Here is a 16,984-nt window from a genome sequence, read left to right on the forward strand (position 1 = left end):
AAAGAGTGAGCGCTATTGCATGCTCATTCCTTCTGTTTTTTCTACAATTCGTTATAAGCTTCTTATCCCTTAGGAACTGCAACAAAATGACCTTTGGATACTTCCACAAGTTCCGACTGTAATAGATTATATTTATCGGCACTTGTTTGTTCTTCTAATAGTTTGCGAGTTTTTTTAGATTCAATTTTGGGGTCAGGCACCGGAATGGCTGCAAGTAGAGATTTCGTATATTCATGCTGCGGATTAGCATATAGTTCTTCACTTTCCGCAAGTTCCACAATTTTCCCTGCATACATCACAGCCACCCGGTCACTGATATGTTTAACCATCGACAGATCATGCGCGATAAATAAATAGGTGAGTCCCAGCTTATGCTGCAAATCTTCAAGCAGTTCCACGACTTGAGACTGAATGGATACATCGAGTGCAGATAAGGGTTCATCACATACTAGAAATTTAGGTTCCACAGCTAACGCACGGGCAATACCAATACGCTGTCTTTGTCCGCCAGAGAATTCATGAGGATAACGCTCTGCAAAAGAAGGCTCCAGACCTACAAGATCCAGCAGCTCTTCGACTCGCTTTTTACGAGCCTCTTTACTTCCGCTCATATGATGAACATCCATGGATTCACCAATAATGTCCATGATCTTGAATCTGGGGTTGAGTGAAGCATAGGGATCTTGGAATATCATCTGCATATGTCTGCGCATCATCTTCATTTCTTTCCCATTTAAACGATGGATCGGCATGCCTTGATATAATACTTCTCCTGCCGTAGGTTCATGCAGCCGTAAAATGGATCTTCCGGTCGTCGACTTACCAGAACCGGATTCACCTACTACGCCTAGTGTTTCCCCAGGTGCAATATGAAAACTAATATTATCTACAGCCTTAACGATCTGTCCTCTGCCCATATTAAAATATTGTTTGAGTCCCGTTACTTCGAGCAGCGGTTCCTTGCTTGTATTAAGAATAAGGGAAGCGGGCTTCGGTTTCTTCTTCTCATCTAGACGAGGGAGTGCATGTAAAAGTTTTTGAGTATAAGGATGCTTCGCTTCCTCGAAAATTTCTTCCGTCGTACCTGTCTCTACTACTTCCCCATTCTTCATGACCACAACGCGATCACACATCCCTGCTACGACTCCAAGATCGTGGGTGATGAGTATAATAGAGGTTCCAAATTTTTCTTGCATATGTTTCATGACATTCAGAATTTGAGCTTGAATCGTTACATCGAGAGCCGTAGTCGGTTCATCAGCAATCAGCAAAGTAGGACGGCACGCAAGCGCAATAGCAATCATCGCGCGCTGTCTCATCCCCCCAGAAAATTCATGCGGATACTGGTTATACCTAGTCTCACTATCCCTTATACCGACTAACTTCAACATTTCAATCGCTTCTTGCTTCGCTTCTTTTCTCGATAATTTGCGATGTTTTTTTAAACTTTCAGCAATTTGTTTTCCTACTTTTAAGGTAGGGTTAAGTGAAGTCATCGGATCCTGAAATATCATTCCTATATCTCTTCCCCGAATGGATTCCATCTCTTTTTCTGTTTTATGAGCCAAATTTTGACCCATAAATAGGATCTCGCCATCTTTCATCTGAGCAGGAGGTGTGGGAAGCAATCGCATAATGGAACGAGCAGTCACACTCTTACCGCTCCCTGACTCCCCAACAATGCCAAGTGTCTCTCCTTTTTTTAGTTCAAAACTAACCCCTTTAACGGCTTCAAACTCTCTTTCCTGATTCAAAAAAGAGACTCTTAAGTCTTTTACTTTTAAAATACTAGCATCCATAATGTTCACCTACCAATGATGTTTTCTTGAAGCTATGTAAAATTTATACTTGGAAAGATTGACTTTTTAAACAGTGGTAAATAAAATATACTATATTGATCGGAATTAATCAATTTAAACCGAAAGGAGGCCAAAACCGTGGAGATTGCGAGAAAAAAACAACCAAGTCCTTCAACAGAGCTTTTCCGTCTATCAGACATCATTAGTGAAACTTACAAGAAGATAAGGGTTCGTCCTGCCTATTCGTTCTTCCTCTTTGTTGTTGGATTTCCGGTTCATTTGTTTGTTTTGTTTTACTATTTATTCTATCGTAATCGATCTATCTCCACTGAAATCAGCACACAAGTGCAACAGGAATTGAATGAAGCCAATTTCTATAATGAGTTAGTAGAGCGGTACACTTTGCAATTAGCACGTAAACATGCCTTTTTCGATCAATCAGGGTCCGCTAAACAGATTCAAGAAACAGCAGAGAAGTGGGCGAACGATGCGCGTCTAGAGAAACAGGAAGAACTTATACGACTCCGCCTTGAGGAACGAGGACTTGAGAAACCTTCCTACGATCAAACTTTTCAAACACTAGTACATAACCCGCTGTTTCTTATCTTATCTTTTCTTCCCGGGATTCTAATGTATATGGTGATTCTGCTTTACAGTAATCCGTATACCAAATATGTAATGGAACGTTTCGTAATGACGATCTTCGTTATTATGGGTGTTGTCGTTATTGTCTTCACTCTCCTTTACATGTCACCTTTTGATCCAGCTGCCAACATTCTTGGAGAAGGTGCAACAAAAGAGCAGATAGCGAACTTCAACCATATTTATGGACTGGATCAAGGCTATCTTAGCCAGCTGTGGAGCAACATGAAAGGGATTGCTTTGTTTGATCTCGGAACTTCCTATACAGGGAATGAAGATGTTGCCGCAAGCATTGCACGTAAGTTTCCGATTACGCTGACACTTACGCTCATCTCGCTCTTCTTTTCTGTACTTATTGCGATACCTGTGGGTATCATCTCGGCAACAAAACCAAATTCATTTTTTGATTATACGTTCATGTTTATTGCACTGCTCGGACTATCCATTCCGAACTTCTGGCAAGGGCTCATCTTTATTCTGAACTTTTCCATTAAACTGGGCTGGCTGCCCGCCACCTATAGTCCAGAAAATGCGGCTTCCATCATTATGCCGGTCGTTGTACTCGGTACAGGACTTACGGCTGCTGTAGCACGGATGACGAGATCATCTACCCTCGAAGTCATTCATGAAGATTATATTATTACAGCCAAAGCAAAAGGTCTTAGTCGCCGAGTTGTCCTTTGGAGACATGCAGTAGGCAATGCCATTATTCCGATTATTACGGTGATTGGTCTTCAATTCGGCGGGATGCTTGGGGGAGCAGCGGTCACAGAGAAGGTATTCAACATTAGCGGGATTGGTAGTTACATTGTTGATAAACAGTTTATTCCCGATATTCCCGGTATACTGGGCGGTGTTGTATACACGGCGATTACCATCTCCATTGTCAATGTTTTCATCGACATCTTGTATGCTTTTTTCGATCCTCGAATCAGGTCCAAGATGAAACAATATTAAAGCAGGTGCTGACATGTCTACTCTTACTGAACAAAAGACTCCTAGAATCGAAAAGAGTCAGCAGTTAAAATGGTCACCCGAGTATATGCAGTCTCAATTTATATGGGTTGTCTCTTTATTGATAACTGTGGTTTTCCTTGGAAGCAGTTATGATTTTGCAAATAGAACCATTAAGCCTGCTCTATTCACTGTATTTGCCGTCTACGCGCTGTTTACGATAATTCAAGTTCTGATTACTTGGTTTATTCGGCGGGATGTACTGACGTATGGCGAGATTAGATCTGCGACAAGACGGCTCGGTTATGTGCAAGTGTTATCGATCGTCACCGGTAATCTCTTTACTGCAATTTTTGGCTTACATTTCATTAAAAAGAAAACAACAAGCGAGTATACGCTCGCGATCTACTTGCTTGTAACCCAGATTTGTGTCATCGCTGTATCCTCACTAAACTTGTTTAAACCTTATGTGACGGATACCTTTTTACCATCCATGTTTGTTTTGGTCGGCATTACCGTGTTTTATTTAATCACCTTAGTCCTTGTGGCTGTGTTTGTGGACCGCCGTCAGGCTCCTAAATGGATGATCTACATAGCGATTCCGCTAATGCTGACAAGTATTACAGGAAACCTGTTTGCTTTATTACTTGGTCTTGACTTGATCTTCAAAATACGCCAAACACTGAACCCAGGGTCTGGTAACTGGGAACGAATCTGGGGCAAAATTACGAGGAATTACAGCTCCATGTTCGGACTTTTTTTCATCGTATTTATGTTCGCCATATCCGTATCCAGCTACTTTACGTTTGACTACGATATGGCAGTCCAAAATAACTACAGTGTGATCCTCCAAACACCGAATCTTGCTTACCCGCTGGGTACAGATCATTTCGGTCGAGATCTATTTTCTCGTATTGTATTTGGAGCAAGGATCTCTCTCGTGGTTGGATTTATCTCTACCTTAATTCCGGTTATTATAGGCGAAATACTTGGAGCATTTGCCGGTTACTATGGGCGCTATACCGACAACATCATCATGCGACTGCTGGATGTGCTGTATGCCATCCCAGGTATACTGCTTGCGATTGCGATCATTGCTGCGTTTGGCGCAAATACAACCAATCTCATTCTTGCACTCAGCGTTGGCTCCATTCCTACTTATGCGAGAACGATGCGAGCGAATGTCCTCATGGTCTCTAATTATGAATACGTTGATGCGGCTCGGGCTTTCGGATCAAGTAATCTATCCATTATTTTCAGACACATTGTACCGAATTCCTTTGCACCGATGATTGTCAAATCAACCTTAACTATTGGCGGTGCCGTCATTGCGACCAGCAGTCTGAGTTATTTGGGGCTTGGGGTTGAACCGCATATTCCTGAATGGGGGAATATCCTCAAAGTCGGCAGCACCTATCTGGAATCGCATTCCTACCTGGCAATCTACCCAGGTCTTGCGATTGTAGCACTTGTATTATCTTTTAACTTTCTAGGTGATGGACTTCGAGATGCACTCGATCCAAAAATTGATTAATTCACAAAATACAACTTGATATCAAACTTAAGGAGGATTTCACTTGAAAAAAGCACTTTTACCCCTATTCCTTGTCCTGATCCTGGTTATATCCGGCTGCAATGTGAATACGAAATCGGATGTAGCAGGAGAAAGTGAACCTGCTGAGAATACGACTACCACTGATCTTAAGCCTGTCGATATTGAACTGTTAGCCATGAGCAGTAACGAATCCGATGTAAATATCATTCGAGATCAGCTCATTAAAAACGGTTTTAATGTGAAACTGAATCTCCAGCCGGATTACGGCAGTTTTAAAGCACAAGAAGATGCAGGCAACTATGATATTTCACTCTCAGGCTGGACTACTGTAACGGGTAACCCGGACTACGCGGTCCGTTCTCTTTTTAAAACGGGCGGTGATTACAGTAAACTAGCTGATCCTGAGGTCGACAAACTCATCGACCAGGCTGCGACAGAAACACCTGAAGAGTATACAGAAACGTATAAAAAACTCGAAGACTATCTTGTTTTTGATAAAGCTTATATCGCTCCACTCTATATTTCTCTAAAAAGCCAAGGATTTAACAAGGATGTACTGAATCCAGATACGATTCGCTTGTCTAAATCTCGTTCCCAAGTATGGGAATCTATAGAGTTTAACGATGCTTCCAAAAATACGACAGAACCGCTTCTTCTGACTCAGGCAGCTTCGACTCTAACTTCACTCGATCCGATTAAAGGTAATGATGGTTCGATCAACGCAATCAATACCAATATGTATGTTCGTCTTGTTAATCTAACGGATGATGACCAGATTACTTCTGAAGGATCTCTTTCATTGAATCATGGAATTGCTGCTGGCAATTCAGACTATTACTTTGTTCTGCGTGACGACATTAACTTTGCGAAAATTACTGATAAAAAAGCGGAAGACTCCGGTGAGCGTGTTGGTGCTGAGGATGTCATCTTCTCTTTAAACCGAGCTAAAGATCAAAACTCGGTACCCGATCACCGTACCTACTCCTTGCATGAACATATTAAAGATGCTGAAATCGTTACGGATCTAAGCTCACTTGAATCCATCAAACAAGCGGGATCAGGGAATCCCATTATTGATGTGCTGAATCAAGGTTTAGATCAAGGAATTACACAGCTCGTTAGTGATAAGACACAAGCAGATCATAAATCAGGTAAATATCAAGTTGTGAAAGTCACAACAACCGAACCTTTCCCGCAAGTATTGAACTATTTGGCTCACCAGTCTGCTGGAATTGTTTCTAAAAAGCAGGTAGAAAGCATTAATACGTATGATGTAGCAAACTTTGACGTGAATAAAGATATCCCTTACGGAGATCAAAATACAGTAACGGAAGGAAGTTCTTACAATAATACGCTGTATGCAAGCGGTCCTTACATTTTGTCTTCCAAAAATGATTATGAAGCTGTATTTTATAAAAACCCAGGTTATATGACGGGTACAGAGAATGAGCCGAAGATTTCTGAGATTAAAGTAAAATTCATTAAAGATGCTGACAATGCTTTATCTGCCCTGCGCAGCGGAGAAATCCATATGTACTACGGTGTTCCTGAAACCAAATATGATCTGGTTAAACAAGATAGTAAACTGCAATTGCAAACCCTCGAAAGCAATGGAGTCAGCTACTTATTGTTTAATACAAAAGGCCGAGATGTTGCAGAAAGCGAAGATTTAAGAAAAGCGATCCTTTACTCCATTAATCAAGATGAAATTTTGTCATTCTACAATAATAATAAATTTAAAGCTGTATCCACGGTTAGTCCTATCGTTAAAACGGGTAATGAACTCGTTTCTGATCCCGCAAAAGTAAAACAATATCTGGCTAAATACCAGGAAAGTAAGTAATACCTATGTTTTAATTCAAAAAAAGGCCCTGTTCATTATTGTAGATGAACTTACATCATTCACATGTTTAAAAAGCTGCGTCTTTCGTTGTTGACATAAGTCAAACACGGGAGGCGCTTTTTTGATAAGAAAATAGTACTAGTAATATTTCAATAAAGTAATTATTATTGATTGGTGAAAAGATACCCTCCGTCTGCTGAAAAATGTAAATTCCTGCCCAGCATATGATTGTTAACATTCACGTATACATGGTAGTAAGAATCAAAGCGATAAATATTACAGAATGTGGGATAAAAACACAATCTTGTCACCTTCCTAGTCCTAAGACCAGGTTTCATATAGACTATAGTCAAGATGTAGATTACTACCCTAGCATGTTTTATTTAGTTAGCTAGCAAGATAGAATAAGGTAACGTTGTTTTTGGAGGGGAAAAGAAACATGTCAGCGAATAGAGTTGTTTATATCGTTCTGACTTCGACAGGTACGTATTTATCGAAACTGATACAATTTTATACGAAAGCGTCTCTTAATCATGCATCCATTGCATTTGACCCAGAGCTAAAAGAGGTATATAGTTTTGGACGTAAAAATGCAGCGAATCCTTTTCTGGCAGGACTTGTCCGGGAAGATTACAGCTCACCATTTTTTCATTCATCTCACTGCGCTATATACACTTTAACCGTGACCTCTGAGCAGTATAATCAGATGCACCATCTTGTTCGGGACATGATGAAGAGACAGCATACATATAAATATCATCTTCTTGGCCTGATTGGGGTTATGCTCAACGTTGAACTCCGCAGGGAGAATGCTTATTTTTGCTCCCAATTTGTCTCTACTGTTCTAGGACACGGAGGAGCTCTGCCGGTACGTAAGCCGGCCCATCTCGTTACACCCGGTGATTTTGAGAAAACAGAAATTCTGAAAGAAGTGTATCGAGGCAGTTTATGGGATTATACATGCGAGTCCAGTGAACGATCTGTTCGAACGATGACAACATCGATGGATCGAGTAAAGGCGCATATTATTTCATAGCCGTGTTGTATTTTGCAATATGGGCGGATAGGATGTCAATTAACGATGGTTTATGATTTTTTACTAGAATTTATTGATCATTTCGGCTACATTGCTTTGTTTTTAGTATTGTGTTTGGGGCTGATCGGTCTTCCGATTCCTAATGAGGTTGTTCTCATGACGGCAGGTACATTATCTGCTGCAGGAATCCTCTATTACCCTTTCGCTTATCTCGCCGTGAGCCTCGGAATCTGTTCAGCCATGACCTTCAGTTATGTGGTAGGTCGTTTTTTTATCAAGACAAGATTATTCCGAAGTATGCAGAAGTCACCCAAAACCGAGCGTTATTTTACAATCTCGGAAAAATGGTTTGATAAATACGGTGGTTATGCCATTGGTATGAGTCTGTGTTTACCTTTTCTTCGGCATATTACGATGTACGTTGCAGGAATGAACAAGATGTCTTATCGAAAATTTGCTCTATACGCCTACCCTTCTGCTTTTTTATGGACACTGGTCTATTTTCTATTAGGTATTGTCGTGAAAGATCAGATTATGGAAATTGGCACGATGATTGAGCATTATGGAACGATTCTTGTTGTTGCCCTCATTGTATGCTTATTGCTTTATTTACTATACCGATCATCTCGCAGCAAACAGCATCATAAAACCATTTCTGGGAGGAAATAACGCTTGAAAAATTCCAGTCAAGATCTCACTGAACAGGAGATTACCGCTTTTTTCAATGCCTATGACCCATTAATTCATCAAGATCCGTACCCTTTTTACACGAAAATGCTTCAAGATCATCCGGCTTACTATATAAAAGAGCGAAACACTTGGATTATCTCAAAACATGAACATGTTCAGTTCATTCTAAAAAGTCCTACGTTTATTCGGGAGCGAAGCAGGATTGAAGCAGAACCGGTGGTTATGGATCCTCCTAGGTGGCGAAATATAAATGAGCTGGTGCAAGACTGGATGTTATTCCGTGATCCTCCGACCCATACCCGGCTTCGGAGTCACGTTGCTTACGCATTTACTCCAAAGACACTGGAACAGAGCAAACCTCGAATTCGATCTATTGCTGAAAACTTGGCAGCAGATATGCTGAAAGAAACGAATCCCGAATTTATTCATGATTTTGCTTTTCCTCTTCCCGTTATGGTCATTGCAGATATGCTGGGTGTTCCGCAAGAAGATCGGAATATTTTTAAAAGATGGTCCAATTCTTTAGCGAGACTCCTTGATGTTACCTTCATATCCGAAGAACAGCTTGATGAAGGCGATCTTGCTGCGGCAGAGATTCGAGACTATTTCCGTCAACAGGTAAGAGCGCGCGCGCGAAATCCAAAAGAAGATATCATAAGCGAACTCATTCATGTGGAAAATAAAGAACACTTGTTGTCGGAAGAGGAACTCATCAATAACTGTATTTTACTTCTTGTGGCTGGTCATGAAACAACGGTCAATCTCATCGGTAACGGAATGAAACTCTTTATCGAACACCCTGAATCTTACACGCTTTTGCATGATCAGCAAGAATTAATTCCATCTGCGGTAGAAGAAATCCTAAGATATGAAAGTCCTGTCCAGTTTACCAATCGAACAGCTGGTGAAGATATTCTGCTTGGCGATACGCTAATTAGACGGGGACAAGAAGTATTCGTATCCCTAAGTGCAGCTAACCGAGATCCTGCCATTTTTAGTGATCCGGATTATTTCGATATTACGCGAAAGAAAAATCGGCATCTGTCGTTTGCCACTGGGCCCCATTTCTGTATTGGTGCTCCGCTGGCAAGACTCGAAGCAATCACCGCTTTTCAGGTATTGTTGAAGCAGTACCCTGCCCTTAGGTTCTCCGGGCCTACGCCAATATGGCGAAATCAAATTTTGTTCCGCGGACTTGAAGCACTTCATGTGAAACTGTAATCGTAAAAAGCTGAAAGCCTATTTCATAAAGGCTCTCAGCTTTTTTGTTATTTGAAAACAACGATTGTTTTAGGCGATGATCAAGATATTCTGTTGATCACAATATATAAAAAAGATAGGTCCTATTATAAGGATACCTATCTTTTTAATGAAATCTATTTATTTTCTCGGTTAGCGATATAACTTGGTCTTGCCTGTTGACCAGAATATGGCTGAACCAGCTTATTCTCAACACTGTTATATACCATAAATATGTTGCTCCGAGGGAAAGGCGTGATATTACTATTCGAACCATGCATAATGTTGCAATCGAATAATACGATCGAACCCGCCCTACCGACAGGTGTATCAATTCCGCCTTCCTTTACCATACGAGCCAGGTTGTCATGGTCAGGGACTCCATATTCTTGCTTACGCAAGGAATCTTTGAAATGATTATCTGGCGTCTTACCTACACAAGCCACGAACTCTTTATGTGACCCCGGGACAACCATAAGAGGTCCATTGAAATGAAAGTTATCTTCGAGTGCAATAGAACAGCTTAATGCTCTCATTCGAGGCATACCATCCTCCACATGCCAAGTTTCAAAATCCGAATGCCAGTAAAATTCTTTGCCCGTAAAACCCGGCTTATAATTAATGCGCGATTGATGGATATACGTCTTGCTTCCAAGCAAGTACTCCACGATGCTAAGTAGTTTCGGGTCTTGAGATAGCTTCTGAAATACGGGCTTAGTCTCATGGATGGCAAAAACAGATCGCACTTCGTTGCCCTCAGGTTCCCGAATAATCTGATCGCTCTCCGATTGCCTAGCTGTAATCTGCAAATCTCGTGCTTCTTTTTGGTAATGGATTAGTTCTTCCTGATTTAAAAATCCTTCTAGAAACAGATATCCATGATGCTCATAAAAATCGGATTGTTCTTTCGTTACGGGTGAACTCGTATTCCATTCAGAGTGAACAACTGGGTCCTGTCTCTTCAAAATTCGAGGCTCGGAATGAATTCTTGAAGGATAGACGTCTACCTCTTTTTCTTGCAGTGTGGATATATGATTATTACTCATCGTTATCTCTCCTTTTCTTCGAAATTTGGGAAAGCAGCGGGTATGTTCCTTCTTCATCATGAACTTCCGCACCTGTTAGTGGCGGATTAAACACACATATCATTCGCATTTGAGTCCGAGCCCTCAAATAATGCTTCTCATGTCCATCAAGGGCATACATCATCCCTGGAGAGATTTGATATGTTTTCCCGCCGATGATTTCAATCTCACCTTCTCCTTCAATACAATACACAGCTTCAACATGGTTTTTGTACCAGATCAGTGTTTCAGTTCCCGCTTTAATAAGTGTGTCATTCAAGGAAAAACCCATCTCATCTTTGGTTAGGAGCAATCTTCTCGAGTTCCATGTCGTGGTATCAATATCATCCTTCGTATGAATAATCTCTTCTAAATGTTTAACAATCATGATTCATCTCTCCTCTACAGATAATTGTTCCAAACTACGCTCCAGTACTTTCAATCCTTCTTTTAATGTATCGAGTTCAATGGTCAGTGGTGGCATTAACTTCGCTACTTCACTATGCGGACCTGATGTTTCCATAATCAGCCCATGATCGAAAGCGATTTCAGAGAGTCTTCCAGCGAGCTCCTGTCTTTCAAATGCAAAACCTTGTATTAGACCTCTGCCTCGAGTTTCACCACGAAACTCCGGATACTTCACTGGAATATCCTCCAAAACTTTGCGAATAATCTTCGCTCTAATCTCTACATCAAGCTGAAAGTCCTTCGTCTTCCAATAATTAAGTGCTTCCGTAGCAGCAATGAATCCTAGATTATTACCTCGGAAAGTTCCGTTATGCTCACCTGGTTCCCACACATCGATCTCTGGTTTCAATAATGTAATAGCCATCGGAAGACCAAAGCCACCAATAGATTTCGATAGACATATAATATCCGGCTCGATACCGGCATCATCGAAGCTGAAGAACGGCCCCGTTCTACCACAGCCCATCTGAACATCATCAAGAATGAGTAAAATATCTCTTTCCTTACAGAGCTGCTCTAGACCCTTTAACCAATCTCGACTCGCAGAATTCAGGCCCCCCTCTCCTTGCAGAGCTTCTACAATAACAGCTGCTGGAATAGGAACACCGCTTCCAGGATCATCAAGTAGTTTCTTGATATATGCGAGTGTATCTACGTCATCTCCATAATAGCCGTCATAGGGCATAAATACTGAGTGAGTAAGAGCTATACCCGCTCCTTCCCGCTTGAATGAGTTTCCTGTCACAGCGAGCGATCCAAGCGTCATACCGTGAAACGCATTTGTAAACGAAAGAATAGTCGAACGTCCTGTAACTTTCCTTGCTATCTTCAGCGCAGCTTCTACAGCATTCGTTCCCGTTGGTCCTGGGAACATCACCTTATGATTCCAGCCACGCGGCTTCAGGATCACCTCCTGAAATTGAGTTAGAAATGTTTCTTTCGCGTTTGTTGCCATATCAAGACTATGTGTAATGCCATCCTGCATCATATAGTCAATCAGCTTTTCACGAATCTGCTCATTATTATGGCCGTAGTTCAAAGCACCTGCACCTGCAAAGAAATCAATATATTTATTTCCATTTCGATCCCACAATTGAGCGTTTTTTGCCTTCTCGAATACCGTTTGAAAGTTTCGGCAATAACTTCTCACTTCAGATTCAAGATCGTTAAACACATTAAGTTCTGGCAATTCTAAAAGTTGATTATTCATAATACCCCTCCAATTGTTTCCATTTCATTGATGATTGGTCCGATAACAAACAATGGCTCATCCTCATGATTCGAACGATCTGGGAACATATCTGCACCATACCCTGCAGTAACGGTACTCGGAATTGATCTCTCCTCAGCAAAGCTCAGGAATAACCGGTGCGATGCCTTATTCGAAGGTGAGATGGTCGCTTCAATAAAACGCACGCCGTGGCACGCTTTTTGTTTCAAAAGATAGGTCAGCATGTTCTTTGCTATCCCTTGCCTTTGGTGTGTCCGAGCTACTGCGACCTGCCATACAAACAGCCGATCTTGATTACGTGGTGATCGAAATGCTGAAATAAATCCGATGATGTCTCCCTCATGTTCCGCAATCATACAGGTATCATTAAAATAATCCCCGAGCAGCATGTAACAGTAGGGTGAGTTTAGATCGAGCGTTTCTGTATCTCGGATGAGTTCCCATACGCTGGCTCCGTCTTTTGCTACCGGATTACGGTATATGATCTCGGTTTCCGTGTTCACTGCCATCTTAATGATGTCCCCCCTTCTATAATCATTTTTTTGGTTCATGTTAATTTCCTGAAGAACGAAAACGCTGCAGAAAGCTCTGTAATCGATCACTTTGTGGGTTATCAAATATCTCTTCCGGTGTTCCTTGTTCCACGATTTTTCCATCAGCACCGAAAATCACTCGGTCTGCAATTTCTTTGGCAAATTCCATTTCGTGTGTAATCAACATCATCGCCATCTCTCCTTCTTCAGCGATTTCGCGGATTACCTCTAGCACCTCACCCACGAGCTCAGGATCAAGGGCTGAAGTTACCTCGTCAAACACCATCACTTTAGGTCGCATTACAAGAGCCCTTGCAATGGCAACACGTTGTTTCTGTCCACCGGATAACTTGGATGGATACATCTTGAACTTATCTTCCAGACCAACCTTAGTAAGCATCGTAACTGCGCGTTCCTCTGCTTCTTCTTTGCTTAAGCCAAGCACTTTACGTGGAGCCTCTGTCACATTGCGCATCACATTCATATGAGGAAATAGATTAAAATGCTGGAACACCATACCTACATTGCACCGCATTCGGTGCAGATGCTTTTCGTTTGCGCGAACAATTCCCCCCTTATGCTCCATATGCCACAGAAGTTCTCCATCTACTTCAATCGTTCCACTGGTCGGTTCTTCAAGTGTCATCAGCATGCGTCCCATGGTTGTTTTGCCTGATCCGCTTGGACCAATAACAGCGACCTTTTCTCCCGGCTGCATCTCCAAATCAATACCATTTAGCACTTCTACATTTCCAAATGATTTCGTCACACCTGTGTATTTCACAATAGGAGATGTATCCGGTATTACTTGATTCTTCTTTTCTTGTGCAGAAACTTCCGTTTCCTCACGTTCAAATACCGTGTTCATATCGATCCCTCCTTATCTTCCCCTTTGTAAATTCATGCGCTTCTCCAGCTGTTGCACGAGTAATGAAGCGATGTAACTAATAATGAAGAACAATACACCGACTAATGTATACGGCTCAAAAGCTCGGAAGGATAAAGACACGATATTCTTGGCTGTGAGCATAAGCTCAACCAACGTAATTGCACATAGAATGGGTGTCTCTTTGAACATAACAATTAGATAATTCCCAAGTACGGGTATGATTGGTGGAATCGCTTGAGGTAGAATAATTTTCTTCCAAGTTTGAGTTTTCGTATAATTCAGTGCTTTTGCCGCTTCCCATTGACCTTTTGGAACAGCCTCGATGCCAGAACGATATACCTCTGAGAGGTACGTGCTGTAATGAAGTCCGAGTGCTATGACCCCCGTATAAAAAGCCGGAATGGAAATACCCATAAGTAACGGCAGACTGTAATAAAGAAAGAACACTTGAACAAGCAGAGGTGTGTTACGTATGAACTCTATAACTCCTTTTGTCACTAACGATAGAGGTTTAAATCGACTTCGTGCCATAAATGCGAGAAGTAAACCTACGAATAATGCCAGTACAAAGGCACAGATCGTAATCAACACCGTCATTTTTAATGCCCCAAGTAACTGCGGCAAAATATCAAATACATAATCCCAATTCCACATTTGTTATAGCCTCCCCGTTGTCAATTTCCGTTCAAGTAACCGAACAGCAATAGAAACAAGTGTAGCTATAACAAAATACATCAACAGAAGCAGTACCAAGATCTCCGTTGTAAAGGAGATATAGTTATTACGAAGCACCATCGCCTGATAGGTGAGATCTGCCATCGTAATGAAATAGACGAGAGAGGTTGACTTAATCAATTCCACCATCTGGTTCCCGAAAGAAGGCAGCATTTGTAGTGAAGCTTGAGGAAGAATGACATGAGATAACCTTTGCCAGGGTTTCATATTTAGTGCTATAGCAGCCTCCGTCTGTCCTTTTGGAACTGCAAGCACTGCGCTTCGGACGATTTCTGATCCGTATGCTCCGAAGTTAAGTCCTATGGCAAGAATAGCTGCTAACATCTTCGGAAGCTCAATACCGATAAATGGAAGAGCAAAGTATAACCAGAATAATTGAACCAGCAGGGAAGTTCCGCGAAAGACCTCAACATAAATCGCTGAAATGGTACGTAGAATCCAAAGTTTCGATAGCCTGAGTAAACCGGCAATAAAGGACACGATGATTGCTAATATGGATGAGAAAAAAGCAACCAAGATCGTGATTTCCGCTCCTTTTAATAACGAAGGAAGAAAATCAATCCATGAATTCGGCATGTTATTCTCCGCAAAGCGCAGCAGCTGTCATATCGCCTGGAAGCTCATCCTCTGTGAATCCAAACTTTTGCAATATTTCGAGTAACTCGCCTGAGTCTTTCATTTTTTGAAGCTCTGCATTATATGCCTCTTGAAATTCAGTGTCTGCTTGACGAAAAGCTGTCGCCCCATATCCGCGAACACTCTCACCATCAACTGTAGGTTGGGTGAAGTCAGCAACACGCTCAATTTTATTATCATTGGCCGATTCGAGCATTGCCTGAAGTGATGGCCCCGTCATCGTTATAGCCTGCACCCGGTCAGCTTGAAGTGCGCTAATAGCTGAAGCTTGGTCAGGAACTTGAATAATGCGATCCGAGGGAATACCAGACTTTTCTAAATACTCGATTTCAACGGCACCAGTCATGACAGCGACTTTTGCTTCCCCGTTACTCGCGATACCTTCGTAACTTACAAGTTCTAGCGGATTCCCCTGCTTAACTGCAAGTGCTTCTCCAATGCTATACTCTGGGTCCGCGAATAAGACTGCAGAACAGCGATTAGGATTGATAAACATTCCCGCTGTAATAAGATCGAACCTTTTAGCTTGTAAGCCGGCTACTAATGAACCAAACTCTGTCAGCTCACCTCTCATCTCCTTCACGCCTAGCCGCTCTAGAATTACACGAGCTATTTCAACGGCTTCTCCTGTTAGTGTTCCATCAGCCTCTTTGTATGCGTATGGCTTTTCATTTGCAAATCCTACGGTGATATAACCTCTCTCGATCGCCTCGTCCAGCGGACTCCCACTTTTACTACATGCCGCTAGAGATATTACGAAGATCAAGGACATCACTAGAACTAAAACTTTTCTCAAGCATTCCACAACCTTTCTCCGTTTCTAGATTATAAAAAATGACACAACTAATACACCAAGTAAACATACATTTTTACTTGGATTTAATGCTCGAAAATGTCTTTATCTGCTTACTTGAAACAGAAAACTTGACCCAAGTGTGCTCCGTACCTCCCCTCCAACTCAAGCACATCTTCACTTGTCAAAATATGTACCCCTTAGAAAGCATTGCCTTAGTAAACGAAAAAAGACCTCCAAACAGGGGATGAAGACATAGCTCCGCCAGCAGGGGTCAGTAAACAAAGACAAAGGCCCCTATAATTAATGAATAAAGGGCCTTTGTTATGTGAATTTATTATGTATGTATTAAAGGACCCATCCACTGCTGACGAGGTTAGCTGACGGACTCGGGTAAGATGGTACCCTACACATGGATTCATGTGACTCGCCCCTGAAAACTGGTTCCCCCGCTCTCCAGAAAGTGCTTCCTGAAAACTAAGCGTGAGTCCATAATAAAGGGATATTTTGGAAATGTCAAACCAGTTATGAGTATTTTTGGTGATAATCAATTGTTTTAACTAGGTTTAAATATTGGATAATAACTGAATTTTTCATGTGCTTTTACGTCATTTTAAACGTTGTATTAGACAAACTATAAACAGAGAGAATTCAGCTATATAGCAAGCATTTATTGAAGGGGGAGAATAATAAAAGGAGACTCTACTTTACGTCTTTTTATTCACTTTAGAATTCGGGTCAAGAAGACGAAAATCCAGCCTAATAAATTTCTTTTTAAAAACTGTTTATTGCTGTTCAGAGGAACGTTTCCTCAATGAAAGAGGATGATGCTTTTTGGTGAACTGCTCATACAACGTGCATGTGAAGAAGCCGAGCA

The 16,984-nt window shown here is 41.5% G+C and carries 15 protein-coding genes and 1 riboswitch; of the genes, 6 read left to right on the top strand and 9 right to left on the bottom strand.

Features of this window, described 5'->3' with window-relative positions; translation table 11 throughout:
* Positions 1 to 62: 62 nt before the first annotated feature.
* Positions 63 to 1,799, bottom strand: coding sequence for an ABC transporter ATP-binding protein (locus KJS58_RS19565; protein WP_213535097.1), 1,737 nt, complete (start codon positions 1,797 to 1,799; stop codon positions 63 to 65).
* A 144-nt stretch (positions 1,800 to 1,943) separates the two neighbouring features.
* Here KJS58_RS19565 and KJS58_RS19570 point away from each other — a divergent pair, with 144 nt between their 5' ends.
* The 6 genes from KJS58_RS19570 to KJS58_RS19595 all read left to right on the top strand — a co-directional run bounded on the left by KJS58_RS19570 (position 1,944) and on the right by KJS58_RS19595 (position 9,740).
* Complete coding sequence (locus KJS58_RS19570; protein ID WP_249717671.1) at positions 1,944 to 3,398, top strand: ABC transporter permease; 1,455 nt, start codon at positions 1,944 to 1,946, stop codon at positions 3,396 to 3,398.
* 13 nt (positions 3,399 to 3,411) lie between these two features.
* The gene (locus KJS58_RS19575; RefSeq protein WP_213535098.1) at positions 3,412 to 4,929 is read left to right on the top strand and encodes an ABC transporter permease; all 1,518 of its coding nucleotides are present in this window, start codon (positions 3,412 to 3,414) and stop codon (positions 4,927 to 4,929) included.
* A gap of 43 nt (positions 4,930 to 4,972) precedes the next feature.
* The gene (locus tag KJS58_RS19580) at positions 4,973 to 6,793 is read left to right on the top strand and encodes an ABC transporter substrate-binding protein (protein WP_213535099.1); all 1,821 of its coding nucleotides are present in this window, start codon (positions 4,973 to 4,975) and stop codon (positions 6,791 to 6,793) included.
* Between the two features lie 439 nt (positions 6,794 to 7,232).
* Positions 7,233 to 7,829, top strand: coding sequence for a hypothetical protein (locus tag KJS58_RS19585; protein ID WP_213535100.1), 597 nt, complete (start codon positions 7,233 to 7,235; stop codon positions 7,827 to 7,829).
* Between the two features lie 45 nt (positions 7,830 to 7,874).
* Positions 7,875 to 8,498 (top strand): DedA family protein, encoded by a 624-nt coding sequence (locus tag KJS58_RS19590; RefSeq protein WP_213535102.1) that lies wholly within the window; start codon positions 7,875 to 7,877, stop codon positions 8,496 to 8,498.
* A 3-nt stretch (positions 8,499 to 8,501) separates the two neighbouring features.
* Positions 8,502 to 9,740 (top strand): cytochrome P450, encoded by a 1,239-nt coding sequence (locus tag KJS58_RS19595; protein ID WP_213535104.1) that lies wholly within the window; start codon positions 8,502 to 8,504, stop codon positions 9,738 to 9,740.
* A 155-nt stretch (positions 9,741 to 9,895) separates the two neighbouring features.
* Here the strand turns inward: KJS58_RS19595 and thpD are convergent, their stop codons facing one another.
* The 8 genes from thpD to ehuB are packed head-to-tail and all read right to left on the bottom strand — an operon-like array spanning position 9,896 to position 16,110.
* The gene (gene thpD, locus KJS58_RS19600) at positions 9,896 to 10,804 is read right to left on the bottom strand and encodes an ectoine hydroxylase (RefSeq protein ID WP_213535105.1); all 909 of its coding nucleotides are present in this window, start codon (positions 10,802 to 10,804) and stop codon (positions 9,896 to 9,898) included.
* Positions 10,797 to 11,210, bottom strand: coding sequence for an ectoine synthase (locus KJS58_RS19605; protein WP_213535107.1), 414 nt, complete (start codon positions 11,208 to 11,210; stop codon positions 10,797 to 10,799). The genes thpD and KJS58_RS19605 overlap by 8 nt, the downstream gene beginning before the upstream one ends.
* Positions 11,211 to 11,213: 3 nt before the next feature.
* Positions 11,214 to 12,500, bottom strand: a complete 1,287-nt coding sequence (ectB, locus tag KJS58_RS19610; RefSeq protein ID WP_213535108.1) for a diaminobutyrate--2-oxoglutarate transaminase — start codon at positions 12,498 to 12,500, stop codon at positions 11,214 to 11,216.
* Positions 12,497 to 13,030, bottom strand: coding sequence for a diaminobutyrate acetyltransferase (gene ectA / locus KJS58_RS19615; protein ID WP_213535109.1), 534 nt, complete (start codon positions 13,028 to 13,030; stop codon positions 12,497 to 12,499). The genes ectB and ectA overlap by 4 nt, the downstream gene beginning before the upstream one ends.
* A 43-nt stretch (positions 13,031 to 13,073) precedes the next feature.
* Positions 13,074 to 13,922 carry an ectoine/hydroxyectoine ABC transporter ATP-binding protein EhuA gene (ehuA, locus tag KJS58_RS19620; protein WP_283771309.1) on the bottom strand — a complete coding sequence of 283 codons (849 nt, stop codon included), beginning with the start codon at positions 13,920 to 13,922 and terminating at the stop codon, positions 13,074 to 13,076.
* A 12-nt stretch (positions 13,923 to 13,934) separates the two neighbouring features.
* The gene (gene ehuD, locus KJS58_RS19625; RefSeq protein WP_213535110.1) at positions 13,935 to 14,597 is read right to left on the bottom strand and encodes an ectoine/hydroxyectoine ABC transporter permease subunit EhuD; all 663 of its coding nucleotides are present in this window, start codon (positions 14,595 to 14,597) and stop codon (positions 13,935 to 13,937) included.
* A gap of 3 nt (positions 14,598 to 14,600) precedes the next feature.
* A complete protein-coding gene (gene ehuC / locus KJS58_RS19630; protein WP_213535112.1) occupies positions 14,601 to 15,254 on the bottom strand; it encodes an ectoine/hydroxyectoine ABC transporter permease subunit EhuC in 654 nt (217 codons plus the stop codon).
* Between the two features lies 1 nt (position 15,255).
* The gene (gene ehuB / locus KJS58_RS19635; RefSeq protein WP_374705838.1) at positions 15,256 to 16,110 is read right to left on the bottom strand and encodes an ectoine/hydroxyectoine ABC transporter substrate-binding protein EhuB; all 855 of its coding nucleotides are present in this window, start codon (positions 16,108 to 16,110) and stop codon (positions 15,256 to 15,258) included.
* Positions 16,111 to 16,457: 347 nt separating this feature from the next.
* Positions 16,458 to 16,601: riboswitch (cyclic di-AMP (ydaO/yuaA leader) on the bottom strand.
* Positions 16,602 to 16,984 lie beyond the last annotated feature (383 nt).

The sequence above is a fragment of the Paenibacillus sp. J45TS6 genome (genome assembly GCF_018403285.1).
Classification (GTDB): Bacteria; Bacillota; Bacilli; order Paenibacillales; family Paenibacillaceae; genus Paenibacillus.

What these genes read in the sequence shown, in the direction of transcription:
- KJS58_RS19565 (WP_213535097.1), bottom strand. Translation starts at nt 1,799, where the DNA reads ATGGATGCTAGTATTTTAAAAGTAAAAGACTTAAGAGTCTCTTTTTTG.
- KJS58_RS19575 (WP_213535098.1), top strand. Translation starts at nt 3,412, where the DNA reads ATGTCTACTCTTACTGAACAAAAGACTCCTAGAATCGAAAAGAGTCAG.
- KJS58_RS19585 (WP_213535100.1), top strand. Translation starts at nt 7,233, where the DNA reads ATGTCAGCGAATAGAGTTGTTTATATCGTTCTGACTTCGACAGGTACG.
- KJS58_RS19590 (WP_213535102.1), top strand. Translation starts at nt 7,875, where the DNA reads ATGGTTTATGATTTTTTACTAGAATTTATTGATCATTTCGGCTACATT.
- thpD (WP_213535105.1), bottom strand. Translation starts at nt 10,804, where the DNA reads ATGAGTAATAATCATATATCCACACTGCAAGAAAAAGAGGTAGACGTC.
- KJS58_RS19605 (WP_213535107.1), bottom strand. Translation starts at nt 11,210, where the DNA reads ATGATTGTTAAACATTTAGAAGAGATTATTCATACGAAGGATGATATT.
- ectB (WP_213535108.1), bottom strand. Translation starts at nt 12,500, where the DNA reads ATGAATAATCAACTTTTAGAATTGCCAGAACTTAATGTGTTTAACGAT.
- ectA (WP_213535109.1), bottom strand. Translation starts at nt 13,030, where the DNA reads ATGGCAGTGAACACGGAAACCGAGATCATATACCGTAATCCGGTAGCA.
- ehuA (WP_283771309.1), bottom strand. Translation starts at nt 13,922, where the DNA reads ATGAACACGGTATTTGAACGTGAGGAAACGGAAGTTTCTGCACAAGAA.
- ehuD (WP_213535110.1), bottom strand. Translation starts at nt 14,597, where the DNA reads ATGTGGAATTGGGATTATGTATTTGATATTTTGCCGCAGTTACTTGGG.
- ehuC (WP_213535112.1), bottom strand. Translation starts at nt 15,254, where the DNA reads ATGCCGAATTCATGGATTGATTTTCTTCCTTCGTTATTAAAAGGAGCG.